The following is a 22,645-nucleotide window of genomic DNA, read 5'->3' on the forward strand; positions in this document are numbered from 1 at the left end:
CTCCCCTGCCTTTATTTTCACACTGTGACCACGTTCAATTTGTCCAGCGGCACATAGAAATACTCCGTCTGCCCGCTCTGCCCTTTGCCGTAGTAAGCGACGAGCAGGTGCGGATCTTCCTCCGCCGTGAAGCAGCTCGATTCCAAGTTGTGCGGCAGGACTTCGAGCATGCAGTGTTTGTGAATCTCCTGCTCCCCGAGCCCGAGCGCGGCGAACTCCGGCCCGAGCAGTTCCGGGCTCACCGTCAGCAGCTTGATGATCCGCGACGACTCCGCCTTGTCCAGCGAGCGCTCCCACCAGATGCCGCGCGGCTTGTTTTTAAATCCTTTCAGGTAGTCGAGCTTCATCAGCCCTTCGATCACGTCCATCCGCTTGACACCGCGATGGAGCAAGAACTGTTTGAGCCGTTTGAACAGGTCTTCCACCTGATGCCCGATCCGGCTCCAACCCTGCTCCTCCCAGTAGTCGCCAAACTCCTGGAAGAAGTCGAACGGCGTGCCGAACTCCTCCTCGATCAGATACATCACCGTACGGTCGGAGCGATGTGCGTTCCAATACTTCTCCAGCACGTCCTCGACCCGCTTGATCCGAATCACTTCGTCAAAGGAGAGCACGTCGTTGTACAAGATCTCATACGGCGCATGCTCCATATACGCATAGCCGTACTTTTCCGCTTCCAGCCGCACGCCGACCCCGCGCAGCATTTTCAGGAATCCAAGCTGCAACTCTTCGGGCCCGAGGGCAAACACGTCGTTGAACGTTTTGCGGAACGACTGGTAGTCCTCTTCCGGGAGACCGGCGATCAAGTCGAGATGCTGATCGATCTTGCCGCTGTTCTTCACCCCGAGCACCGTCGCCGTGAGCTTTTCCCAGTTTTGTTTGCGCTGCACAATCGAGTTGGTCAGATCGTTCGTCGACTGCACCCCGATCTCAAAGCGGAAGATCCCCGGCGGCGCGTTTTCCGCCAGATACTGCACCACGTCCGGCTTCAAGATATCGGCGGTGATCTCAAACTGGAACACGGTGCCATTGTGATTTTGAATCAAGAAATCAAAGATCTGCAGAGCAAATCGGCGGTGAATGTTGAACGTGCGGTCGACAAACTTGACCGTCTTGACCCCGGCGTCGATCAGCCGCTTCAACTCCTGTTTGGTGCGCTCCACATCAAAATAGCGCACCCCGGTCTCAATCGACGACAGGCAATACGAACAAGAGAACGGACAGCCCCGCGAGCACTCAAAATACACGACGCGGTTGACCAGCGTCGGCAGGTCGTCCTCGTCAAACGGCGACGGGATCTCGTTCAAGTCGAGCTTTTCCCGCGGGAACGTCTGATGGACCTCGCCGTTTTCATTGCGGTACAAGATCCCCGGTACCAGTTCCATCCGCTGTTGCCCTTCGATCTCCTTCAACACATGATGGAACGTCTTCTCCCCTTCGCCGGTGACGATGACGTCGACCTCCGGGAGCCGCTCCATCCAGTAGCGTGAGTCGTACGACACTTCCGGGCCGCCGAGCACGATCTTTACGTTCGGGTTGGTCTTGCGTAGGATCTGGATGATCGGGATCGTTTCTTCGATGTTCCAGATGTAACAGGAAAAGCCGACCACATCCGGTCGCCGCTGATGGATGTCGGCCGCGACGGAGAGTGCCGGATCTTTGATCGTGTATTCACACAGATCGATATCCGGAAAATCCTGTCTCGCATAGGCGCGCAGATAGCGCAGCGCCAGCGAGGAATGTATGTATTTCGCATTCAACGTTGCCAATACGATTTTCATTTGGGTCCTCCAACTAGTTCATCATGTGAGTGGTTCGTTCATATGCTGTCTTGACGCGACTTTGTCTTGGTCTAAGTATAGTACAGTTTGCCCGCAACCATAAGTGGGCATCGATTCCTCTGGAGGTGGATTTTCGTTGATCAACGTAGAACCGATGCTCTTCGGTGACAAGATCGCTCTGGCCATCTCTGTCACGCTCCCGAAGACCAACCTCGTGATGGTGACCACAAAGACCGGGTACATCATGTGCGGCGCGCTCGATGTCGGACTGCTCAATGACCGCTTGAAAGACCGCGGGATCATCGCAGCCCGCGCAGTCGGTGTCAAAACGATCGACCAACTGCTCGACGCACCGATGGAATCGACGACGATCAAAGCGCAAGAACTGGGCATCGTCCCCGGCGTTACCGGCCGACAAGCGATTGAGACGCTGCTGCAACTGGAGCACCAATAAAAACACCCCCGGGCCATCGCTCGGGGGTCTTTTCATGCGTGCCTGTTAATTGCTCAGTTCGTCCAGACGAATCGCCCGGTTGTGCTGAGTATGGCTCCACGTCTTGTTGTTCTTGGTAAAGAATGCGACCAACGTGATCGGGAACCACGTCAGCAAGAACACGGGGTAGATGATCAAGGCCACGTAGGCTCGCCAGTTCGCTTTTTCCAAGAACATCGACAGAGGCAACTGTGCGTACAACAGCGCGTTGATCAACACCCAGTACTCGGTCGGCAGCAAGACGCGCTGAATGTCGGTGACCGCCCACCAGCTCGGCATGACCAACTGCAGGTACAGGATGACCGAGGTCAGGAAGATGATCAACAGACGCATCGGTTGGAACAGATAGAGCGCCGCATCGAGCATCGCCCAGTTGCGGTTTTTGATGCTCTTGCCAAGCAGCGGCCAGAAGTAGCGCGATGCGCAGTCAAAGTGACCTTGCATCCAGCGCAGACGCTGGTTGTAAGAAGCCTTCAGCGTGTTCGGCTTCTCATCGTAGACGCGGGCGTTGTGCGCCCAGGTCGGATAGATGCCGCGCTCGACGCAACGAGCGGTGAACTCGACGTCCTCGGTCAGCGAATGCGCGCCCCAGCCCATCTCTTTGAGCAGAGCGGTGTCGATGCAGATACCGGTGCCACCCAGCGCATTGGCAAGGCCAAGGTTGTAGCGGGCCAACTGCCACATGCGGTTGGTAAAGTAGTACGAAATCGCCATGGACATCGAAATCCAAGAATCGTTCGGATTTTTCGTATCGAGATAGCCCTGCACGACGCGAGAGCCGGTCATAAGCTTTTCGTTCATCTCCAGCAGGAAATCTTTCGCTGCCAGATTGTCTGCGTCAAACATCACGACCGCATCATACTGACGCTCCTGTTCCCAGAGGCGTTCCAGCATCCACTCAATCGCGTACCCCTTGCCGCGTTTGGTGTCGTCAAAACGCTCAAACGCCAAAGCGCCTGCGTTTCGCACGATGTCAGCCGTCGAATCTGTGCAGTTGTCGCAAATGACAAAGATGTCATACATCTCACGCGGATAATCGAGCTTTTGCAAGTTTTCGATCAAAGGTTCGATGACCTCTGCTTCATTATGAGCAGCCACGAAGATCGCGAACGTTTTTTGCGGTGTATGGACACGCGTATCTTTCATCTGTTTGATCCCAAACATCGATACGCCAACCTGATAGGCACTGATCGCGCCCGTCAGACCCTGAAGCGCGATAAAAGCACCATCCGCCAGAGATCCAAGAATACTCATTCAGTCTTCCCTCGCTTTATTGTGGCATCTCCACATCTCAATTTTGTTGAGCATCAGTCGTGAGTAGCAATTAGGATGTGTTCGAAGTTCACACGCTATCCTACTATAACAGATATGCTTGGTATGGACAAGTATACATGAAGAATGAGAGCATGCACCATTTCTGGGCTCAAAAAATAAGCTAGTGGCAACGAAAGGGGGACTGTCGCATGCATGACGTCGAGCGTCTGATCCGCGAACATTGGCAGGTCGAGGCTGAACAGATCGAACGGGTGGGTCCTGTGTGGCGCGTGACTTCAACGGACGGTGAGAAGTACTGCCTGAAGGCCGGCAAGCACGGCCTGCCCCGCCTCCTGTTTCATCATCATACGATCGAATTTCTCTGGCAGAACGGATATACCGAAACTCCCCGCCTCCTGCTCACCTCCCAAGGGGAGCCTTATGCGGACACTGAACACAGCCCCTTTGTGCTGACCCGCTGGGTTGGGCGCGCCCTCGATCCGACTTCCCTGCACGAGTGGATCGGCGCGGCCGAATCGTTGGCCCGCTTTCACGCCGCCTCGAAAGGCATGCGCCTCCCGCCCGGCATTCGGCCGCACTCGTTCAAAGGTCGCTGGCTGCGTCGCTTCGCCGTCCGCAACGAGCGTCTCGCCGCATTGGCCGCGGGCCTTGAAACGGCCGATCACCCCTTTGCAGCGACCGCCCGTCAAGATGCGCCCGCCGTGCTGGAAAACGCCCGCGCCGCTTTGCAAGCGCTCAGACTCTCCGCCTACCGCGATCTCGTGCGCGAAGTTCGCGAGCGGCCGCTGCTGACTCACGGCAACGTAAAAGCCGAAAACTTCACCGTCGACCGCGACGGGTCGACTGCGATTATAGACTTCGATTCGTTCCGCTTTGATCTGCCCGTGCAAGACCTCGTCCACCTGCTGAGCGGCGCGCTCCCTGCCCTCGGCTGGTCGCAGGAGCACGCAGAAACGCTGTTTCACGCCTATCACCGCATTCGCCCGCTCGAACCCCGCGAGGTGCCCGTCCTGCTCGCGTTGTTGCGCTATCCGTACAGCGCGGCCAAAGTGTTGCACCGATATCTGGAGCCGGAGCGATCTCCTGCCAAGTCGTTGCGCAAATGGAAGAAAGGATTGGAAGAAATGTATCGAACTGATGAATTTTTGACAAAATGGGCTGATTCGCTAAAATTTCGTGTACAATGAGGTGAAGTGAAACTAAGACAAGCGAGGTAGGTACACGAATGTTGCATGCTTTACTTGCATGGCTGTCTTCCATCGCCACCGGTATGATCGAGACGATGGGCCACTGGGGCGTCTTCCTCGGCATGCTGATCGAAAGCGCCTGCATCCCGCTGCCCAGCGAGGTGATCATGCTCTTTGGCGGCTTCAAGGCGGAAGAGGGACTGCTCACCTTCTGGGGCGTGGTCTGGGCCGGTGTGTTCGGCAACCTCGTCGGCTCGATCCTCACCTTCTGGATCGGTGCCAACGGCGGTCGCCAATTCTTGCAAAAATACGGCAAATACGTTCTGATCAACGAAAAGCACATCCACACCGCCGACCGTTGGTTTGCAAAATACGGCGACTGGGCCGCCTTCTTCGGGCGCAATTTGCCGGTCATCCGCACGTTCATCTCGCTGCCCTGCGGCATCGCTCGGATGAACTTCTGGAAATTTACCATCTACACCTTCCTTGGCTGCATTCCATGGAACTGGGCTCTGACCTACGCGGGCTTCAAGCTCGGAGAGAACTGGCATGCCATCGAGCCGTACACCAAGCCGGTCTCCTACGGCATCCTCGGCCTGCTGATCCTCGGCATTCTCTACTTCCTCTTCAAAAACATCCGCACCCGCACTGCCTAAGAGTTTGGCAGACGGCGCAAAAAAAGAACCCGTTCTGATGAACGGGTTCTTTTTTATACCGCCTTGCCAGGCACTTTGCTGACATACATCCGGTAGAGCACCAGCGCCACCACAGTCGCCACCAGACCTGTGAGGTACGGCGAGCTCATTTGCACCGCATAGATCGCTCCGCCGATCGGCGGACCTGCGACGCGGCCCAACGACTCGAACGAAGAGAGCAAACCGGTCGCGGCACCCTGCCCGACCGTCGTTCGCTTGGAGATGATCGCAGAGACGCAGGGGCGGATCAAGGAGTTGCCCATTCCGAACACGCTCAGATAGAGAGCGGCCGTCCAGAAGGAATTGGTCAGCAGCACGAGACCAAAGCCGATCGCCGAGACGATCAGACCGATCTGCAGCGTGCCGCCTTCGCCGAACTTCTTGATCAGGCGTCCCACCATGCCGCCCTGCACGAACGCGCCGGCGACACCCATGATCATAAAGATATAGCCCAAATGCACCGTATCGAGCCCTGCGCGCTCAGCAGCAAAGTAGGCGAACGTCGCCTCCAGAGCGGCCAGCGAGAAGGTGGTAATCAGGCTCAGCATGTACAGATAGGACAGCGAGCCGCCAAACGCCTTCCAGCGCGACTCGTTTGCTTCGCCTTTCGTCTTGCGATTTTCCTTTGCCAGCGATTCTTTGACGACCAGCAGGACGAAGACGAACGTGATCGCAGCCACGACGCCTGCGATCAGGAACGGCGTCGAGTAGCTCTCACGCGAGAAGATCCCGCCGATCGCCGGGCCAAAGATGAAGCCCATCCCGACAGACGCACCGATCATGCCCATCCCTTTGCCGCGATTCTCCGGCGTGGTGATGTCGGCGACGTACGCCATGACAGTGGGCATATTGGCCGAGGACAGGAAGCCGGCGAGGATGCGCGAGACGAACATCATCGTCAGCGTGTCCGAAAACGCAAACAGGAAGAACGACAAGGAGAGACCGGCGATCCCAATCAGCATGACCGGCTTGCGGCCGATGCGGTCGGAGATGCGACCCCACATCGGGGCGAACAGGAACTGCATGACCGAGTAGGACGCCATCAGCAGGCCGAGTTGCATCGGCGAGGCCCCGACCTCTTCCGCAAAGAACGGCATGACCGGGATGATGATCCCAAATCCGACCATGACAAGGAACATGACCAGCATCAGGATCGGCAACGATTTTTTATTTGCCATCTACTATCACCTCAACAGGCCGCGCCTTACCGGCGACGGCTGACAATTCGCGCCAAAGCGCCGCCGAGCAGCGCACCGACGACCGCGAACACAACATTGACAAGTACCGGCGTATACGTGCCGCCGATCTCGACGACAGGACCAAACGAGATGCCGAGCAGATGGGTGCCGACGAACATCAGCCCTTGCGCCAAGATCGCGCCGAAGATGATGCCCCACAGACGATTGACGCGCATCAACGTCGTGACGATTCCGGCCGCAACCAGCGACAGGCCCCATGTGAACAACTGAAACAACGGTGACATGAACCAACATCCTCCTTCATAAGCGTACTTTTCTATTGTAGACGAACAGGACCAAGGTTACTAGCACTTCGAAAAAAAAGCCCGGTCTGACAGACCGGGCTTCTTGCTGATACGCGATGTGACTAGACGAGACGTTTACGGATCGCGCCGGACAGCATGTCGATCAGGAAGACGACGATGATGACGACGAGCAGGATCGCGCCGACGCGGTGCCAGTCATGGCCTTTGAGCGCGAACAGCAGCGGAGTGCCGATACCGCCGGCGCCGACCATCCCGAGGATGGACGCAGCACGCACGTTGATCTCGAATTTGTAGAGAGCAAACGAGAAGAACTCCGGCAACACTTGCGGTACGACAGCGAACCACAGGACTTGGAGGCGGGAACCGCCGCACGCCGTGATTGCTTCCATCGGACCTTCATCCATGTTCTCGATCGCCTCGGAGTACAGTTTCCCGATCAAGCCGATGGAGTGCAGACCGATCGCCAGCACCCCGGCAAACGCCGTCGGGCCGACACCGACGATGAAGATGATCGCGACGATCAACTCCGGCATGGTGCGGATGACGTTCAGAATGCGCTTGCCGATCCACGAAATGACCGGGAAGCGAGCTTCGACGAACGGAAGGATCGGGTAGCGCTTGCTCATGTTGTTCGCCGCGAGGAAGCCGAACGGTACGGCGAGAATCGCGGCAATCGTCGTGCCGAGCAGCGCGATCTCCAGCGTCACCAGCATGTTGTCGAGGACGCCTTCATCCTCCCAGATAAAGCCCCACTCCGGCGTAAAGATGCCGGCGAGCATTTTGTTGACGATCTTCAGGGATTCCATGATCTTCTTCCACTCGACCTCAAGACCGGTGAAGCTCCAGATGTACAGGGCGGCAAAAAAGATCAGCCACAGCGCAGTTTTGATCATACGGCCCATCTTCTTCGGTGCAGCAGCTTGTTGTGTTTGACTCATAGCAATTTCTCCCGGATTCTCGAACTGATCGAATCGATCACGATGACGATAACCAGCGTGAACAGGACGATCGTAGCCATCTTCTGATACTGGAACGTCTCCAGCGTCTCAGACAGCATGATCCCGATCCCGCCTGCGCCGACGAGACCAAGGATTGCAGCAGCGCGCACGCAGATCTCAAACGCATACAGCACGTACGCGACGAAAGCTGGAAGCGCTTGCGGAACGACTGCGAAAGCGATGAACTGCCATTTGTTCGCACCGACTGCGGTCATCGACTCCAGCGGGCCCGGATCGATCGTCTCGACCGATTCGTACGCCAGCTTGGTGATGATCCCGAACGTAAACACGGTCATCGCGGCCACACCGGCTACCGGACCGATGCCGAGCAGCGCCACGAAGATACCGGCGAGCAGCAGATCCGGGATCGTGCGGACAAAGTTCAGGAAACTGCGGGCGGAGTTGGTCACCCACGTATTCGGAAACACGTTGCGAGATGCGAGCAGCGTAAACGGAATCGACAGGATCGCGCCGAACGTCGTCGCGATGATCGCGATGCGGAGCGTCTCCAGCATCGGATCGAGGATGCGCTCGAAGTACTTCCAGTTCGGCGGCCACATGCCGGTGATCAGGTCACGGATGTACGGCCAACCTTCGATCAGACTGCCGATGTCCGCCTCGACACCGCGCCAGGAGAACACATAAAGCACGGCCATCACAAGGAAGATGATCGTGAAGCGCAGTTTCGACGGGGTCTTGATTTGTTTGGTCTCTGCTGCCATCCTTATGCCTCCTCTACGTCGCCGAGGAGTTCGTCCTTCTTGATCTTGCGTCCGTAGATTTCCGAGAACACATCGTCGGTCGCCTCTTCGACCGGACCGTCAAAGACCAGCTTGCCGGCGCGCAGGCCGATGATGCGCGTGCCGTATTCGCGGGCAAGGTCGAGGAAGTGCAAGTTGACGATCGTCGTGATCCCCAGCTCTTGGTTGATTCGTTTGAGGTCATCCATGACTTGACGGGTGGTCAGCGGGTCAAGAGAGGCGACCGGCTCGTCCGCCAAGATGATTTTTGCTTCCTGAGCCAGAGCGCGTGCGATGGAGACGCGCTGCTGTTGACCGCCGGACAGCTCATCCGCCCGTGCATACGCTTTCTCACGGATATTAACGCGGGACAGTGCTTCGAGCGCAATTTCTACGTCCTTCTTCGGCCACAGGCCCAGCAGCGTGCGCAGCGTCGAATGATAGCCGACGCGGCCGCTCAATACGTTGCGCAGTACAGACACGCGCTTGACGAGGTTGAAGTTCTGGAAGATCATGCCGATGTCACGGCGCATGCGGCGCAGGCCGGCGCCTTTGGCGGCGGTGATCGACTTGCCGTCGATCAGGATCTCCCCTTCGGAGATCTCGTGCAGACGGTTGATCGAACGGAGCAACGTTGATTTCCCGGCACCGGACAGCCCGACGATGATCACAAACTCACCCGGATGGATGGTCAGATTGATATTGTCCAGGCCGACAGTCCCATTGGGATAAACCTTTCTTACTTTCTTAAATTCGATCATGTGCATTCCCAACTTTCGTTACGGTCTCGTTGTTGACATAGCATACCCCAAAAACGCGAAGAGCAGTTACCATTTTACCCTGAACATAGAAGGAAGAAAAGACGTAATCTTTTAATTTCCGACAAAAAGTTGCATCGCGGACTTTCGCGACGCTTTTGCGTTATAATAAATACCGAAAGGAAGGGAAGACAACAAATGGATCTTTCTCGCATCAGCTTGATCATTTACGATCTCGACGGGACCCTCTACGAGGACACCCACCATTTTGACTATTACGCAAACGAACTCAAAAAACGCCTCCCGCAAGACGTGCAGGATCGGTTCCAAGCCGACTACGAAGCGGGCGTGCGCGACGAACACCCGATGCGCATCGGCCGTACATACGACGCCGTCCGCGACCTGATCCTCGTGCAAATCAAAGGCCAGGTCCAGGAAGCCTACACCTACGACGGTGAACAGTTGCCCGCGGAAAAAGTCAGCGAGCTCTATCCGAACGGCGTCACCGTCAACCTCGAAGACATGTTCTCCGTCGGCGACCTCTGGTGGGTGCCGGGCTGCATCGCCCGCCACTATGGCCTTACCGACGCGCAGACCTCCGAGGCGTTCCTCGCGACGCGCGAGTTTATGATGGGTCCTGATTTCCACATGAACAACATCCCGAACTTGCTCGAGACCATCGCGGCTTCCCGCGCCAACGGTGTGAAACAGGTGCTTGTCACCAACTCGCCGCAGCCGGACTCCGAAAAGATCCTCGACAAGATCGGTCTCTTGAACTCCTTTGACGAAAAAGTCTTCACCGCCCGCAAACCGTCGGGCACCAAAGCGGTCTTCGAACGCCTGTCCGAGCAGTTCAACGTCCCCTACGAGCGCATCCTCTCCGTCGGTGACAACTGGGTCAACGAGATCCTCCCGGCCCTTGAACTCGGCTGCCAGACGGTCTACATCGACCCGCACAACATCGGCGAAACCCTCGAATCCACCGCCCGCGTCAAATCGATGCAAGGCGCGCTGGACTTCATCAAAGGCGCAGGCCAACAATAGCACCACCAAAAAGAAAGACTCGGCTCCTCGAAGGAACCGAGTCTTTTTCATTGTCTCTTACACTTTAAACCTTCCCACATCACCGAGCAAATCCTCGGCCAACTCGGCCAGCCGACCGGAATTTTCAGCGATGGCCTGCATCGTAGACAACGCGCCGTCCGTGGCCACGGCCGCTTCGCCGACAGACCCCACCATCTCCGCCGCCATCGACTTGACAGCAACCACGGCGTCCGCGCCTTCCCGCGTGATCGACTCTTGTCTGGACGCCTCCTGTGAGATATCCCGGATCCGGCCTTCCACCGCCTGCACATGCCCGAGGATCGCCGCAAACGCCTCTTGCGTCCCCCGCACGGCCGCCTCGCCTGCCGCCGACTTCTCGCGGAGTTGATCGGTCGTCTCGCAAACATTTGCGATCGAAGCCCGCACGCGGTCGATCAGCCCTTCGATCTCCTCCGTGGCCCCTTTCGCCTGCTGCGACAGCTTGCCGACCTCCCCTGCTACGATGGCAAACCCGCGCCCGTGCTCTCCGGCACGCGCCGCCTCGATCGCCGCATTCAACGCCAACATCCCCGTCTGCTGGGCAATCGCCTTGATCCGGTCCACGATCACATAGATCTCGTCAGCGACCGCCTGCAACGCCAACACCCGCTCTTCGCTGTCATCGGCGCTGCTGCGAATGCCCGCCATCGCCGAGATCGAACGCTCCACCTGTCCTTGTCCATCCACAGCGGCCGTTCTCATCAGCCGGGCAGCCGCCACCGACTCCCCCGAATCCCGGGAGATCGCCTGTGCCTGTCCCTCCAACGTCAGCAGTTTCGAAGACGCCGCCTCCACCTGCACAAACGTCCGCTCCACCAGCCGCTCGATCTCCGCAGAAGAAGCCGCGATCAAGCCGAGAGTCCCTCTCGCCTCCTCGGTCGCCGCCGCAAACTCACGCGAACCGTCGGTCAACAGATTCGACTCTTCATACACGCGACGCACCAAACCGGCCAATCCGTCCTTCATCGTCAGAAACGCCGCCGTGATCTGCCCGATCTCATCCCGTCCCTTCGATCGGTTCAGTTCAGCCGTCAAAGTCCCGTCCGACAGATCCCCCGAAGCCACTCGCACCATCTCTCCCTGCAGACGGCGCAGCGGCTTCGACAGCCAGCGATACAGCACAAATGACAGCGCGGACGCGATCACTGCGAGCAACAGCACCGCGAGCAGTGCCGCCTTCACGATCCGGTCGCGCAGTTCGGCGCCGATCTGAGTCACCGACCGCGTGCCCATAAATCCAATCGGCTCACCCGTCAGATCCCGCACCTGCCCGAACGTCTCCGTCACTTGCCCTTCCGCCGACTTTTCCGAATGCGTCACCGGTCCCGTCCCGGCTTCGATCTCCTCCGCCAGCCCGGCCACGCGCCCTTTTTCAAACCCGGCAAAAGAAGCCTGCGCCGCCATTCCGTCGAACACGATCACATCCGTCTTTCCGATCTCCTTCATCGTCGCCAAAAATGCGGCATCGACCGGGCGGAAAAACATCAGCAACCCGTTTGGCTCCGCAGTCCCTTGCTCGTCGGTCACCTTCGACACCGCAACCAACTGCAAGCCCCGCTCCGAGCGCAACAGCCCGCCGACCTCCATCTCGTCGCCCAGTTTCGCCGCTACCTTCGCCAGCTCTCCCTCGACACCAAGCGGTTCGTCCTCCCGTTTCTCGATCACCTGACCTTGCAGATCGGTCACATAGATCGCCGACAGCGATTCATTCACATCCATGATGCTCATCACACTGTCTTGCAAAAACTCCGCATCGCGCTCGGCCAGCGCCGTATGATGCTCTTCCCAGTACGCATTGCCCCGCACGCTGGAGAGCTGGTTTTTCTCGATAAACTCCACCAGTTGCTCCGCCGTCTGGAGATCGTACGTGCCCTGCTCTTTTTCCATCTTCCCAAAATGAGAGGTCAGATCGAAATAAAACCCCGACCCTGCCGCAATCAACGGCACCACCGTCAAACAGACGATCGCCGCCACAATCTTTGCCGTGATACTCCCCCGCATGTTGCTCCCCCCGCACCTCATCTAGAAACTGCCTATTTATTAGGAAGAAACAGATACAATAAAATTCACATTACTATCCAAACCAACTTACACAAGTATCTTTTCCCTAATCAAATAAGCCACACCGTCTTCCCCATTGCTTTTCGTCGTCCAGTCCGCAAGTTCCTTCACCCGCATTGCGGCGTTGCCCATCGCCACCCCGAGCCCGGCAAATTCGATCATCTCCAGATCGTTCAAATTATCCCCGACCGCAACAATCTCATGCGGCGAGATCCCGAGATCTGCCGCCAACTGCGCGATCCCCACCGCCTTTGTCGATCCCTCGTCATATACTTCCAGCAGAATATAACCCGGGAAATCATGATCGGTCGCCAGCAGAGTAAACCGATGCTCCGCCTGCAACGCCTCCAAGTCCCGTATGATCGGCAACACCTTGTCCGGCGTTTCCAGCAGCAGCACCTTCAGCGGCTCCACATGCGTCACCGTCTTGAGATCCTCCACCTGTACCGCGTGCGGCGTATCCTTGTGGATAAACAGATACGCCACATCAAACCCCGGATCGACATCGAAATACGTGTCCACGCCTTCAAACGTATGCGTCCACACGCTCGACCAGATCCCGTGCTTTTTGATCACATCCAGCACCGCATGCGTCGTCTCCTGCGGCAACGGTTTGTGCAGCAGTGTCTTTTTCCCCAGCGGGTCGGCCACCACCGTGCCGTTGGCCAGCACGACCGGCACGTTGACCCCGAGCTCCTCTACCAGCGGCATCACCCCGCGCAATTGACGGCCCGTCGCCAGCGTCACCACGACACCTGCATCATGCGCGTCGCGCACCGCTTGCTTCACGCCTTCCGACAGCTTTCCCTGCGGATTGAGCAGCGTGCCGTCGATATCACAGACCAGCATTTTATACGTCATCACCAAGCCCCCTTCTCTAGATCTTAAACGCTTCCATCCACCCGCGAATCGGCTTGTACCGCCCTTCCCCGCGCAATACTTCCTTCGGGCAATAGATCCGGTACTTCGTCTCCGGCTGCAACGAGCGCACCAGCCCGGAGTCTTGCGAGATATCCGTTTTGCGCCCTTCATCGTCCACCAGCTTGATCCCTTGTGAATACAACTGATAGCCGCCCGCGACCGCCTTGTGAAACTCCAGATAATAATCGGGATTCAGCCCGTTGGACCGGAACATCTCGCGGATCTGCTCCCGCTCGACCTCCTTGAGTTCCTTCGACTGCACCGCACCAAACAGCCGACGATTGACAAACCGGTCGGCCAGATCCCGCAAAATCGCATCCTCCGTCGATGTCCACCGCTCCAGCGTGTACATCACAACGCTCTCGTCGACCTCCAGATACTCTTTGACCGACACGTTTTCCGCCCGATTTTCAAAGAACGGGCGCAACTCCTCCGGCATGAACAGTTGGTCCCCCCGGTCGTGGAGCTTTTTCGCCCGCGAGAAAATGCGGCGCAGCAGCACATCACTGCCGATGGTCACCGGATGCAGGTACACCTGCGAGTACATGAAATAGCGGGCGAGGATATACTGCTCGACCGTGTGCATCCCTTTTTTCTTCACCACCACGCCGTCCTGATCCGGCTTCATGATCCGAATCAGCCGCTCCAGTTCAAACGTCCCGTACGTCACGCCCGTATGAACCGCATCGCGCAGCAAATAATCCATCCTGTCGACATCGAGCTGCGACGAGATCAGATTGACCACCAGCGGATGCTTTTTCTTGGCGATCACATCGGCCACGTCCTGAGCAAACTCCGCATCCACGTGCTCCGTCAGCACCGCGAGAATGTCCGGGTCCTCGACCAAGATCCGCTGTGTCCACGTCTCATGATGCGTCTTGAACACCTGCTCGATCGTATGCGAAAACGGCCCGTGTCCGATATCGTGCAGCAGGGCCGCGCAAAGAGCCAGCCGTTTGGTGCGCAGATCTTGCGGCCAGCCGTGATTTTTTTCAAAGTGGGACAACACTTTGCGCATCGTCTCATAGGTACCCAGCGAATGGGTGAACCGGCTGTGCTCCGCGCCGTGATACGTCAAAAACGACGTCCCGAGCTGACGAATCCGGCGCAGACGCTGAAACGCCCGCGTGTTGATCAGATCCCAGATCAGCCCGTCCGTCACGTATATGTAATCGTGGACCGGGTCCTTGAACACTTTCTCTTTGTCTACTTTCCACTCTGCCATGATGATGTGTGCCTCCTCAGACCCGTGAGGTCCGTGACATGTCTTCTTTCTTTGTAGGATAACATAAAGTAAACCATTTCCACGAATCCTTTGCTATAATAGACAGGAAGCCTTCCCATCGAAAAGCAAATCATTCCGTTCAAAAGGAGTCCCAGAGAACGATGAATAAACATGATCGACTGAACTACCTGTTTGATAAACTGTCGGACGTGCAGCAGCAAGACTTGCTCGACCTGATGGAGACCTGGGATCGCATGCCGGCACCGCCCCGCGAGGAACGTGAAGACGTCGTGCTCAACCCGAAGCTCGAAGAATCGCTCGGGCGCGAGTGGCTGTGCTTGAACGCTCTGAAGCGCGTCGTCTCCACGCACTTCCTGCCCCGCGTCGAACTGGCGTATGTCGCCTTCCATCCGTCGCTGGACTCGATGTCCACCGCCAAAACGCGAGAGGCTGCCGAAAAAATGTACTCGCTGGAAGCCGCCTATGAGCTCAAGCGCATCTTCGAAGCCGATCCGGAGGCGGACCTTTTCTCCGACGAGGTCTCCGAGCAGATTCACGCGATGTATTTCCAAAACGAAAAACGATAGACGCAAAAAACCACACCGTTTCGCCGTGTGGTTTTTTTGTATCCGCAGCGACGACCTTTTTTCTGGTCAAAGCCCTTTTCGATACTGTTGCGCGGTCACTCCGTACTTCCGCTTAAACGCCCGCTCAAAGGTGCTCAACGAGCCAAACCCCGTGTCAAACGCGATTTGCGTCACATCGTCCCGCGTGGCGGCCAAACGCTCCGCAGCGGCCGTCACGCGCCGTTCTGTGAGATAGTGCGCGGGCGTTTGCCCGGCTTGCTCGCGAAACAGCCGGAGCAGGTGGTATTTGCTCAGTCCGACCTCGTCTGCCAGTCGATCGAGCGACCACTCTTGCGCATATTGATCCCACAGCAGTTCCTGCGCAATGCGGACCGCCGGATGCCGGGCCGCCGTGCCCGACTCCCGCCACCGCCCTCGATGCGTACCGTCCTGCGCGTCGAGCAACAAAGCGGCGAGTTGCCACTCCGCCTGCTCTTGCTCCAACCGGTCCAAATCCCCGGTCATCGCCGTGCGGGTCAACAGATCGGCCAGCTTGCGAAATCCGTCCGACGACCCATCGCCCCACCTCGCAAATTCTACCCCGCCGCGCAGATCGCCCGGTGCCAGTTCCATCCGTTCCGCGAGCACCCGTTCCACAAACGCCCGCTGCAGATTGATCAACAGCACCCGCGACGCCTCTTCGTTTGCAAAATGGCGATGCTCCTCGCCAGGTCCCGTCACCACCCGCCGCTTCCAGTCGATCGTCCCCACCTGTCCCGGCAGTTCAATCGACGGCACGCCGACCAGCGGGATGCTGATCTGATACTCATCTCCGTGCGCATGCATCGCCGGGTCGGACTCACGCGGCGCAAACTGCGTCAACATCACTTTGCTGTGCGTTCCCCGCAATTCAAAATACTTCATCGGCACCCGCTCCTGACATCCGGCATTTCTTGCGCTTTTCTCCGCCGCAACTTCAGCAGAGCCTTGCCGCCCCGCTCCGGGATATGATCAGATCAACACCATCCCGGAGAGGAGAATCCCCATGTTTCCAACGCTTCGCTTTCACCCGGCCGCCTGGACGGTGATCATCGGCACCTTCCTGTCACGCGGCGTCTATTTTATGGTCTTTCCGTTTCTCGCCATGTATCTTTCATCCGTCCAAGGCATGGACCCGGCGGCCATCGGCCTGATCCTCGCCGTCTCCACCTTGGCAGGCACCTTGTCTTCGTTTCTCGGCGGACTCTGGTCGGACCGCTTCGGCAGAGGCCCGGTACTGATCGGATCGATCCTCATCTGGTGCGCCGTCTTTGCGCTCTTTGCCGCCGCCGACCAGCCGTGGCACTTTTTCGTGCTCAATGCCCTCAACGGTTTTTGCCGCAACCTGTTCGAGCCGGCCTCCCGGGCTCTGCTCGCCGACGTCACGCCGCCGGAACAGACCCTGCATGTTTTCAGCGCCCGCTACTATGCGATCAACGCCGGCATGTCGTTTGGGCCGTTGCTCGGTGCGTTTCTGGGCAGCTCTGCCAGCACATCTCCATTTTACTTCACCGCGCTCGTCTATGCACTATACGGCGTTGCTTTGCTCCTCGTCATCCGGCGCGACGGCGGGCACGCGCAGCCGCAGCGGGCCGGTTCCGTCCGACTGGGAGATGCGTTGCGGATCTTGGCGACCGACCGCTTTTTCCGGTCCTACCTGCTCGGCTCTCTGTTCGTCTACAGCGCCTACTCTCATCTTGAAACCACCCTGTCCCAATACTTCGGCAACCACCCCGATCTGCCAAACGGCGTCTGGCTCTACTCCGTCCTCCTCATCGCCAACGCCCTCTGCGTCATGATCTTGCAGATCCCCGTCACCCGCCTCGCAGGTCGCTTTGAACCGATGCTCTGCGTCCGGTTCGGAGCACTCTGCTTCGCCGCCGGTCTCGCCGGATTTGGCTTCTTTGACAGCTTGGTGCCGCTCGTCCTGTGCATGGTGCTGTTCACTGTCGGTGAGATCCTCTGCTTTGTCGTAGGCGATGTGGTCGTGCACCGGCACGCCCCGCAACACCTGCGCGGCACCTATTACGGCGCGAGCGGATTGGCCTTTCTCGGACAAAGCCTCGGGCCGTGGTTCGGCGGCTGGCTGCTCCATCTGCTCGGCTTCGAACACGGAGCGACGATCTTCGCTCTGCTCGCCTCGCTCGGACTGCTCGCTCTGCCGCTGTTTGTTGCCGAGACAAAACGCCCTGCGGTGCCACCTGTGCTATAATAGTGGGTACACTTGGTATCTGGAGGTAGATCCACTATGTCTACGATCACGGCAGGACAGGCAGCTCCCGACTTTGCACTCCCGGCCAGCAACGGCGAAACGCTCAAGCTGAGCGACCTGCGCGGCAAAAAGGTCGTGCTGTACTTCTATCCGAAAGACAACACCCCAGGGTGCACAACCCAAGCATGCGGCTTCCGGGATCTGCACAACGACTTTGCAGAGGCAGACACCGTCATCCTCGGCGTCTCTCCGGACCCGCTCAAAAGCCACGAAAAATTTATCAACAAATTTGAACTCCCCTTCCTGCTCCTCGCCGACGAAGAGCACGCCGTTTGCGAACAATACGGCGTCTGGAAAGAGAAAAACATGTACGGCAAAAAATATTGGGGCGTCGAGCGCACCACCTTCCTCATCGACCGCGACGGCAACATCGCCAAAGTCTACCCGAAAGTCAAAGTCAACGGCCACATGGACCAAGTCCTCGCCGACGCGAAGGCGCTGTAACACGCAAAGACCCCGTTTTCGCGACGGGGTCTTTTGCTTCCCTATTCTATTTTGCCATTTGTAGTAAAATTCGCTATTATTGAGGCAATACTGGAAATAGATTCAAAAAAAGGAGTTGCTGTATGCTCTCATTTGTCATGCGCAATCGATTCGCCTTGATCAATTTGGCGTTGTGGGTCGTGTTTGCCTGGCTGTTGTACATCGGGCTGAGCTGGTTTTTGCCGTTCGTGCTGCCGCTCCTGATCGGCACTCTGATCGCGATCTTGATCGAGCCGCTGGTCAAACTGCTCACCCGCATCCGCATGCCGCGCTGGCTGGCCTCGATGGTCACGCTGCTGATCTTCTTCGGCGGCGGTGCCGCCTTGCTCCTGCTGCTGGCAGCCAAACTGGCGATCGAGCTCGCCGACTTTACCAAACACCTGCCGACTCTCGTCAGCGATGTCGTCGCCAAGGGACAGGATCTGTTGCACGACGCCGTCGCCTTTTACGGCACGCTCTCTCCAGCGATGACCGAAAAGGTGCAGGAAAATCTCGACGCTCTGAGCAACACGCTGGCCCGGTACGGAAAAGCGATGGCGGAGGCGGTGGTCGCGTGGATCACCAACGTGCCTTCAATGTTGACGATCTTCCTGCTCTCGCTGATCATCGCCTACTTTGTTTCGAAAGACATCAAAAAGCTCCAACGCCTTCTGCTGAAGTTCATCTCCCCGTCGATCAAGGAAAAAGGCGACGTGGTCCGCGATGATCTTGGCAAAGCGGTGTTCGGCTACATCCGCGCTCAGGCGATCCTGATCTCGATCACGTTTGTGCAAGTGCTGGTCGGGCTGTCGATCCTCGGGGTGGATTACGCGTTTACGCTGTCGCTGCTGGCCGGATTTTTGGACATCCTGCCGCTGCTCGGCACAGGCTCGCTGTTCGTGCCCTGGGCGATCTATCTGTTTATCGTCGGCAATACCAAGCTCGCCGTCGGCCTCCTGATCGTCTACGGACTGATCGTTGCGGTCCGCCAATTGCTGGAGCCGAAGATTCTCGCCGAGTCGATTGGACTCGATCCGCTGCTGACGATCATCGTGATGTATGCGGGTTATCATCTGGTCGGTTTTGTCGGCGTGTTGCTGGCGCCGTTCCTGATCATCACGTTTATGTCGCTGATGAAAGTGCGCGCCTTCGACTTTTTGATCGACGACGGGCCGGATGACGATAACGATCCAAAGATTATTATCAAGGAATGACGTATGTATGAAGAAAGGCCGGCTCTGCTCGAGAGTCGGTCTTTCTGCTATCCTTGGACGATATACATAGAGGAGACAACCTTGGGAAGGGAGATCCTCTATGTTCCCCTACAAGAAACTGATCTGGCTGGCGTTGTTCGCCGCTGCCGGGTACTACATTCTGCCGCACAGCCTCCCGATCCTCGCCGCTCTGATCACGGCGATCGTGCTGGAGCCGATCGTCAAATCGCTGGTTACAGGGTTGAAGGTGCCGCGCACGTATGCGGTGATTTTGACGTTTGCAGGGTTTCTGCTGTTGTTTGGCGGGCTCACGTTTGTCGTGACGACGCGGATCGTCCTGGAGGTGGTGGAGCTGTCCGCCTGGCTTCCGGACACGGTGATGCGCCTCTCAGAGCCTGTGCTGAGGTGGTTAGGCGTGATGCAGACGTACATCGCGGATCTCAATCCCGGTACGGCCAGCAGCATACAGACGGCGTTAAACGGGGTGATCGGCAAGCTGAACAATTTGACGATCACGTTGCTCAACGGGATCGTGACGGTGTTCAAGTCGCTGCCCAATCTGCTGGTGGTCTGGCTGGTGTATCTCGTCTCGCTGTTTTTGTTTTCGTTGGACTTGCCCGGGTTGGTCCGCCAGTTTCTCAGTTTGTTTGACGAGGAAGGTCAGGTAAAGGTCAAACTGGTGCTGGCCAATTTGAACCGGGCGATCATTGGCTTTTTGCAGGCGCAGGTGTTGATCAGCTTTCTGACGTACGATCTGGTGCTGGTCGGTCTGTGGATTTTGGATGTGAAGTATGCGTTGGCGATCGCTTTGATGATCGTGGTGGTAGATGTGTTGCCGGTGCTGGGGACGGGTGCGGTGATCGTGCCGTGGAGTCTGTACGCGTTCTTTACAGGCAACCAAGCGCTCGGGGTCGGGCTGCTCGTGCTGTATCTGGTGATCATCGTATTCCGCCGAATCATCGAGCCGAAGATCTTGGGGCAGTCGCTTGGGATCAGTGCGTTGGCGACACTGGTATCGATGTATCTGGGATTTATGGTGTTCGGGTTCCTCGGGCTGATTGTCGGTCCGGCATTGGTGATTCTGTTCCAAGCGTTTCGCGATGCCGGACTGATTTCGCCGCGAATTCGCTTGTAATGTCTTCCGGTGTCTTGCTCTTGTTCGCATTTTTATGATAACTTGGAGGACAAGGGAAGGAGTCGATCACTACGATGAAGAAAACAATTCTCGCTTTGATGGTGACAGCATTGGTCGCAACAACTGCGGTCGGCTGCACGGATCAAACCGAATCTGAAAAAGAACAAACCTCTACAGAAAATAAATCGCAAGAGAAAACGGTGACCACCTCGCCGACCGGCACGGAGTCGAACGAAACGGTTCCCGAATCGGAAGACGAAACCCATGTCGAGATCAAAGAAGCGTTCCAGTTGGAAGGCTACAAGATGCTGTCGATGATGGCGTTGACCAGCATTGCGATGGGGAAATCGGATCTGCCGCTGGATGATGCTCAACGTCTGTCTCTCGCAAAGGCGATCAACCAAGGGATGGCGGCTTCGGAGTGGAAGCAAGGCGAGCCGAATCCGGTGATCTTTGTGAACGGCGACGGCAGCTCGTTTGGCGTTGGGTTGAAGCGTGGCAGCGGCGAGTTGCAGTTGGAAATGTACGAGGCGCAGACGGATGGATCGTACAAGAGTGTAAAGAAAGAAACGAAGCCGGGAAAGGCGAAGTAAGTGATCGTGTGGAAAGCTCTCTTTCGATGGATGAAAGAGAGCTTTTTTGTTTAGCCGAAAGCTTGGGCGGCGATGCCGTAGAGAGTGGGGTTTCGTTGCGGCAGGTGGTTCGCGTTGAAAAGCATGACGGGCGGGGTGGCTTGCAGAATAAATCCGTGGAGTGGCAGTTTTTCAATCAAGGCTGTTTGCTCAGAAGGGATGTCGATTCGCACAGCACCGTTTGTTTGACGGGCCAGGTGGTCGATCAAGGCAAGCGCAAGGTCGGTGTCGGGGGCGATGACAGGTCCCAAGATGGTGACGACGGTGCCGGGGATGGAGAGTGCGTAGCCGACGGCGGTGTTGTCTGTTTGGCGGCGCAGGATGACGCCCGCGTTTGATTGCTGGAGGCGGGCTTGCAGGAACTTGCCTCGGTCGGCTCCCAGGGCGGTGCGGTCGAGGTGGAGTATTTCGTCGAGATGGGTTTTTGATAGTTGCTGGAGGTGATGATGGTTTGGGATTTTCGTTGGATTTTGGGGTGTGTGGTAGGTTTCGGCTATGAATTTATGTAAGGTGGAGACGGTGCGGTATCCCATTTTTTCATAGAGAGGGACTCCCTGTTCGGTTGCGACTAATGTGATCGGGGTGGTTTTGTCCGGCAGGCTGTCCATCACTTTTTGCGTTGCTGCTTGTCCCAGACCCAGTCGGCGATGGGCCGGATCGACCATCACCATGCCGAGTGACGCTAGTTTTGGACCGTATGGGAAGATGGCTGCGCTTGAGATTAGTTTGCCGGTTGGTGTTTTGTGTCCGTATGCGATTCCGGAAGTAAGGATGGTTTGGAGGTCGGGGTGGGAATAATCCCAGCCGAGTGATGCGGATAGGTCGATGAGAGAGGGGATGTCTTCGGTATGCAGGGGTTGTAGGTTCATGTTTGGGAGCCTCCTGTTGAAAAAACTCGATCCTGGTTGTGCGGATCGAGTTGGAAGATAGTTTTCGATTGTCGGGTGCTCCGAGAGGCTGGGATATCCCTTGCCCCGCTCAAACACGTTTTGGCAAAAACGACCAAAACAACTCGCTCCTCCAAGGGACATCCCAACCTCTCGGTCGTGTGTCTCGTGGAAGACGAATTTGTTTTGGTCTGTGTATTGTGTGGTGCGATCAACAGGACTCGAACCTGTGACCCCCACCATGTCAAGGTGGTGCTCTACCAACTGAGCTATGACCGCATGATCCGCCCCGCGACGACCTACTCTCCCAGGACCCTGCGGTCCAAGTACCATCGGCGCTGGAGAGCTTAACTTCCGTGTTCGGGATGGGAACGGGTGTGACCTCTCCGCCATTGTCACGAGACGTTTTTTGTTTGTTGGGTGGTCCGAGCGGCCGGGGTATCCCTTGCCCCGCTCAAACACGTTTTGGCAAAACCGGCCAAAACAACTCGCTCCTCCAAAGGACACCCCAACCGCTCGGGCGGGCGTCAGGTGCAGGATGGGTTGGTTTGGGAGTTTGGTGTTCCCTGAAAACTGGATGCGAATGTTAGATGAGTGAGGCTTGCGCCTGTTTGCTTAGGATAAGCCCTCGACCTATTAGTACTGGTCAGCTGAATGCCTCGCGGCACGTACACCTCCAGCCTATCAACCTTGTCGTCTACAAGGGGTCTTACCACG

General features: G+C 57.3%; 22 protein-coding genes, 1 tRNA gene and 2 rRNA genes. 10 read left to right on the forward strand and 15 right to left on the reverse strand.

What is annotated here, in order from left to right; genetic code table 11:
* Positions 1-17: 17 nt before the first annotated feature.
* Entirely contained in the window at positions 18-1,781 is a 1,764-nt protein-coding gene (locus OS242_RS19730) for a B12-binding domain-containing radical SAM protein (protein ID WP_267153408.1), read from the reverse strand.
* Between the two features lie 136 nt (positions 1,782-1,917).
* Here OS242_RS19730 and OS242_RS19735 point away from each other — a divergent pair, with 136 nt between their 5' ends.
* Positions 1,918-2,235: a YunC family protein gene (locus OS242_RS19735; protein ID WP_267153409.1), complete on the forward strand. Its 318-nt coding sequence runs from the start codon at positions 1,918-1,920 to the stop codon at positions 2,233-2,235.
* Between the two features lie 45 nt (positions 2,236-2,280).
* Here OS242_RS19735 and OS242_RS19740 read toward each other — a convergent pair whose 3' ends face one another.
* Entirely contained in the window at positions 2,281-3,528 is a 1,248-nt protein-coding gene (locus OS242_RS19740) for a glycosyltransferase family 2 protein (RefSeq protein ID WP_267153410.1), read from the reverse strand.
* 209 nt (positions 3,529-3,737) lie between these two features.
* Here OS242_RS19740 and OS242_RS19745 point away from each other — a divergent pair, with 209 nt between their 5' ends.
* Both OS242_RS19745 and OS242_RS19750 read left to right on the forward strand, forming a co-directional pair.
* Entirely contained in the window at positions 3,738-4,736 is a 999-nt protein-coding gene (locus tag OS242_RS19745; protein ID WP_267153411.1) for a phosphotransferase, read from the forward strand.
* Positions 4,737-4,774: 38 nt separating this feature from the next.
* Positions 4,775-5,392: a DedA family protein gene (locus tag OS242_RS19750; RefSeq protein ID WP_267153412.1), complete on the forward strand. Its 618-nt coding sequence runs from the start codon at positions 4,775-4,777 to the stop codon at positions 5,390-5,392.
* Between the two features lie 53 nt (positions 5,393-5,445).
* Here OS242_RS19750 and OS242_RS19755 read toward each other — a convergent pair whose 3' ends face one another.
* The 5 genes from OS242_RS19755 to phnC form a co-directional block, all read right to left on the reverse strand.
* Positions 5,446-6,609, reverse strand: a complete 1,164-nt coding sequence (locus OS242_RS19755; protein ID WP_267153413.1) for an MFS transporter — start codon at positions 6,607-6,609, stop codon at positions 5,446-5,448.
* Positions 6,610-6,635: 26 nt separating this feature from the next.
* On the reverse strand, positions 6,636-6,914 hold the full coding sequence (locus OS242_RS19760) for a hypothetical protein (RefSeq protein ID WP_267153414.1): 279 nt from the start codon (positions 6,912-6,914) through the stop codon (positions 6,636-6,638).
* Between the two features lie 122 nt (positions 6,915-7,036).
* A complete protein-coding gene (phnE, locus tag OS242_RS19765) occupies positions 7,037-7,873 on the reverse strand; it encodes a phosphonate ABC transporter, permease protein PhnE (RefSeq protein ID WP_407702137.1) in 837 nt (278 codons plus the stop codon).
* A complete protein-coding gene (gene phnE, locus OS242_RS19770; protein WP_267153415.1) occupies positions 7,870-8,655 on the reverse strand; it encodes a phosphonate ABC transporter, permease protein PhnE in 786 nt (261 codons plus the stop codon). The genes phnE (OS242_RS19765) and phnE (OS242_RS19770) overlap by 4 nt, the downstream gene beginning before the upstream one ends.
* Before the next feature lie 2 nt (positions 8,656-8,657).
* Complete coding sequence (phnC, locus tag OS242_RS19775; RefSeq protein WP_267153416.1) at positions 8,658-9,434, reverse strand: phosphonate ABC transporter ATP-binding protein; 777 nt, start codon at positions 9,432-9,434, stop codon at positions 8,658-8,660.
* A 195-nt stretch (positions 9,435-9,629) separates the two neighbouring features.
* On the opposite strand from phnC, the gene OS242_RS19780 reads away from it, so the two are divergent.
* On the forward strand, positions 9,630-10,475 hold the full coding sequence (locus tag OS242_RS19780; protein WP_267153417.1) for an HAD family hydrolase: 846 nt from the start codon (positions 9,630-9,632) through the stop codon (positions 10,473-10,475).
* A 57-nt stretch (positions 10,476-10,532) separates the two neighbouring features.
* Here OS242_RS19780 and OS242_RS19785 read toward each other — a convergent pair whose 3' ends face one another.
* The 3 genes from OS242_RS19785 to OS242_RS19795 all read right to left on the reverse strand — a co-directional run bounded on the left by OS242_RS19785 (position 10,533) and on the right by OS242_RS19795 (position 14,721).
* Positions 10,533-12,515, reverse strand: coding sequence for a methyl-accepting chemotaxis protein (locus tag OS242_RS19785; RefSeq protein WP_267153418.1), 1,983 nt, complete (start codon positions 12,513-12,515; stop codon positions 10,533-10,535).
* 87 nt (positions 12,516-12,602) lie between these two features.
* On the reverse strand, positions 12,603-13,436 hold the full coding sequence (locus tag OS242_RS19790) for a Cof-type HAD-IIB family hydrolase (protein WP_267153419.1): 834 nt from the start codon (positions 13,434-13,436) through the stop codon (positions 12,603-12,605).
* 16 nt (positions 13,437-13,452) lie between these two features.
* Positions 13,453-14,721 (reverse strand): HD domain-containing protein, encoded by a 1,269-nt coding sequence (locus OS242_RS19795; protein ID WP_267153420.1) that lies wholly within the window; start codon positions 14,719-14,721, stop codon positions 13,453-13,455.
* A gap of 161 nt (positions 14,722-14,882) precedes the next feature.
* Here OS242_RS19795 and OS242_RS19800 point away from each other — a divergent pair, with 161 nt between their 5' ends.
* Positions 14,883-15,308 (forward strand): hypothetical protein, encoded by a 426-nt coding sequence (locus OS242_RS19800; protein ID WP_267153421.1) that lies wholly within the window; start codon positions 14,883-14,885, stop codon positions 15,306-15,308.
* 66 nt (positions 15,309-15,374) lie between these two features.
* On the opposite strand, the gene OS242_RS19805 is transcribed toward OS242_RS19800, so the two are convergent.
* Entirely contained in the window at positions 15,375-16,211 is an 837-nt protein-coding gene (locus tag OS242_RS19805; protein WP_267153422.1) for an AraC family transcriptional regulator, read from the reverse strand.
* Positions 16,212-16,332: 121 nt separating this feature from the next.
* On the opposite strand from OS242_RS19805, the gene OS242_RS19810 reads away from it, so the two are divergent.
* From OS242_RS19810 to OS242_RS19830, 5 genes are all read left to right on the forward strand, one after another.
* Complete coding sequence (locus OS242_RS19810) at positions 16,333-17,538, forward strand: MDR family MFS transporter (protein ID WP_323372982.1); 1,206 nt, start codon at positions 16,333-16,335, stop codon at positions 17,536-17,538.
* A 36-nt stretch (positions 17,539-17,574) separates the two neighbouring features.
* On the forward strand, positions 17,575-18,042 hold the full coding sequence (bcp, locus tag OS242_RS19815; RefSeq protein ID WP_267153423.1) for a thioredoxin-dependent thiol peroxidase: 468 nt from the start codon (positions 17,575-17,577) through the stop codon (positions 18,040-18,042).
* Positions 18,043-18,164: 122 nt separating this feature from the next.
* Positions 18,165-19,274: a sporulation integral membrane protein YtvI gene (ytvI, locus tag OS242_RS19820; RefSeq protein WP_267153424.1), complete on the forward strand. Its 1,110-nt coding sequence runs from the start codon at positions 18,165-18,167 to the stop codon at positions 19,272-19,274.
* A 100-nt stretch (positions 19,275-19,374) separates the two neighbouring features.
* The gene (gene ytvI, locus OS242_RS19825; protein WP_267153425.1) at positions 19,375-20,409 is read left to right on the forward strand and encodes a sporulation integral membrane protein YtvI; all 1,035 of its coding nucleotides are present in this window, start codon (positions 19,375-19,377) and stop codon (positions 20,407-20,409) included.
* A 74-nt stretch (positions 20,410-20,483) separates the two neighbouring features.
* Positions 20,484-21,002 carry a hypothetical protein gene (locus OS242_RS19830; protein ID WP_267153426.1) on the forward strand — a complete coding sequence of 173 codons (519 nt, stop codon included), beginning with the start codon at positions 20,484-20,486 and terminating at the stop codon, positions 21,000-21,002.
* Between the two features lie 50 nt (positions 21,003-21,052).
* Here the strand turns inward: OS242_RS19830 and OS242_RS19835 are convergent, their stop codons facing one another.
* The 4 genes from OS242_RS19835 to OS242_RS19850 form a co-directional block, all read right to left on the reverse strand.
* Positions 21,053-21,910 carry a GNAT family N-acetyltransferase gene (locus OS242_RS19835; RefSeq protein WP_267153427.1) on the reverse strand — a complete coding sequence of 286 codons (858 nt, stop codon included), beginning with the start codon at positions 21,908-21,910 and terminating at the stop codon, positions 21,053-21,055.
* 221 nt (positions 21,911-22,131) lie between these two features.
* Positions 22,132-22,207: transfer RNA gene (locus OS242_RS19840), tRNA-Val, on the reverse strand.
* A gap of 7 nt (positions 22,208-22,214) precedes the next feature.
* Positions 22,215-22,331 (reverse strand): 5S ribosomal RNA (rrf, locus tag OS242_RS19845).
* Positions 22,332-22,544: 213 nt separating this feature from the next.
* Positions 22,545-22,645: ribosomal RNA gene (locus OS242_RS19850) — 23S ribosomal RNA — on the reverse strand; the annotation flags it as partial.

Source organism: Tumebacillus lacus, from assembly GCF_026410385.1.
Classification (GTDB): Bacteria; Bacillota; Bacilli; order Tumebacillales; family Tumebacillaceae; genus Tumebacillus; species Tumebacillus lacus.

Excerpts from the sequence above, each read along its gene's own strand:
- OS242_RS19810 (WP_323372982.1), top strand. The coding sequence starts at position 16,333 with ATGTTTCCAACGCTTCGCTTTCACCCGGCCGCCTGGACGGTGATCATC.
- ytvI (WP_267153425.1), top strand. The coding sequence starts at position 19,375 with ATGTTCCCCTACAAGAAACTGATCTGGCTGGCGTTGTTCGCCGCTGCC.
- OS242_RS19800 (WP_267153421.1), top strand. The coding sequence starts at position 14,883 with ATGAATAAACATGATCGACTGAACTACCTGTTTGATAAACTGTCGGAC.
- phnE (WP_267153415.1), bottom strand. The coding sequence starts at position 8,655 with ATGGCAGCAGAGACCAAACAAATCAAGACCCCGTCGAAACTGCGCTTC.
- phnC (WP_267153416.1), bottom strand. The coding sequence starts at position 9,434 with ATGATCGAATTTAAGAAAGTAAGAAAGGTTTATCCCAATGGGACTGTC.
- OS242_RS19805 (WP_267153422.1), bottom strand. The coding sequence starts at position 16,211 with ATGAAGTATTTTGAATTGCGGGGAACGCACAGCAAAGTGATGTTGACG.
- phnE (WP_407702137.1), bottom strand. The coding sequence starts at position 7,873 with ATGAGTCAAACACAACAAGCTGCTGCACCGAAGAAGATGGGCCGTATG.
- OS242_RS19780 (WP_267153417.1), top strand. The coding sequence starts at position 9,630 with ATGGATCTTTCTCGCATCAGCTTGATCATTTACGATCTCGACGGGACC.
- OS242_RS19740 (WP_267153410.1), bottom strand. The coding sequence starts at position 3,528 with ATGAGTATTCTTGGATCTCTGGCGGATGGTGCTTTTATCGCGCTTCAG.
- ytvI (WP_267153424.1), top strand. The coding sequence starts at position 18,165 with ATGCTCTCATTTGTCATGCGCAATCGATTCGCCTTGATCAATTTGGCG.
- OS242_RS19745 (WP_267153411.1), top strand. The coding sequence starts at position 3,738 with ATGCATGACGTCGAGCGTCTGATCCGCGAACATTGGCAGGTCGAGGCT.
- OS242_RS19730 (WP_267153408.1), bottom strand. The coding sequence starts at position 1,781 with ATGAAAATCGTATTGGCAACGTTGAATGCGAAATACATACATTCCTCG.
- OS242_RS19835 (WP_267153427.1), bottom strand. The coding sequence starts at position 21,910 with ATGAACCTACAACCCCTGCATACCGAAGACATCCCCTCTCTCATCGAC.
- OS242_RS19790 (WP_267153419.1), bottom strand. The coding sequence starts at position 13,436 with ATGACGTATAAAATGCTGGTCTGTGATATCGACGGCACGCTGCTCAAT.
- OS242_RS19760 (WP_267153414.1), bottom strand. The coding sequence starts at position 6,914 with ATGTCACCGTTGTTTCAGTTGTTCACATGGGGCCTGTCGCTGGTTGCG.
- OS242_RS19785 (WP_267153418.1), bottom strand. The coding sequence starts at position 12,515 with ATGCGGGGGAGTATCACGGCAAAGATTGTGGCGGCGATCGTCTGTTTG.
- OS242_RS19755 (WP_267153413.1), bottom strand. The coding sequence starts at position 6,609 with ATGGCAAATAAAAAATCGTTGCCGATCCTGATGCTGGTCATGTTCCTT.
- OS242_RS19750 (WP_267153412.1), top strand. The coding sequence starts at position 4,775 with ATGTTGCATGCTTTACTTGCATGGCTGTCTTCCATCGCCACCGGTATG.
- bcp (WP_267153423.1), top strand. The coding sequence starts at position 17,575 with ATGTCTACGATCACGGCAGGACAGGCAGCTCCCGACTTTGCACTCCCG.
- OS242_RS19830 (WP_267153426.1), top strand. The coding sequence starts at position 20,484 with ATGAAGAAAACAATTCTCGCTTTGATGGTGACAGCATTGGTCGCAACA.
- OS242_RS19795 (WP_267153420.1), bottom strand. The coding sequence starts at position 14,721 with ATGGCAGAGTGGAAAGTAGACAAAGAGAAAGTGTTCAAGGACCCGGTC.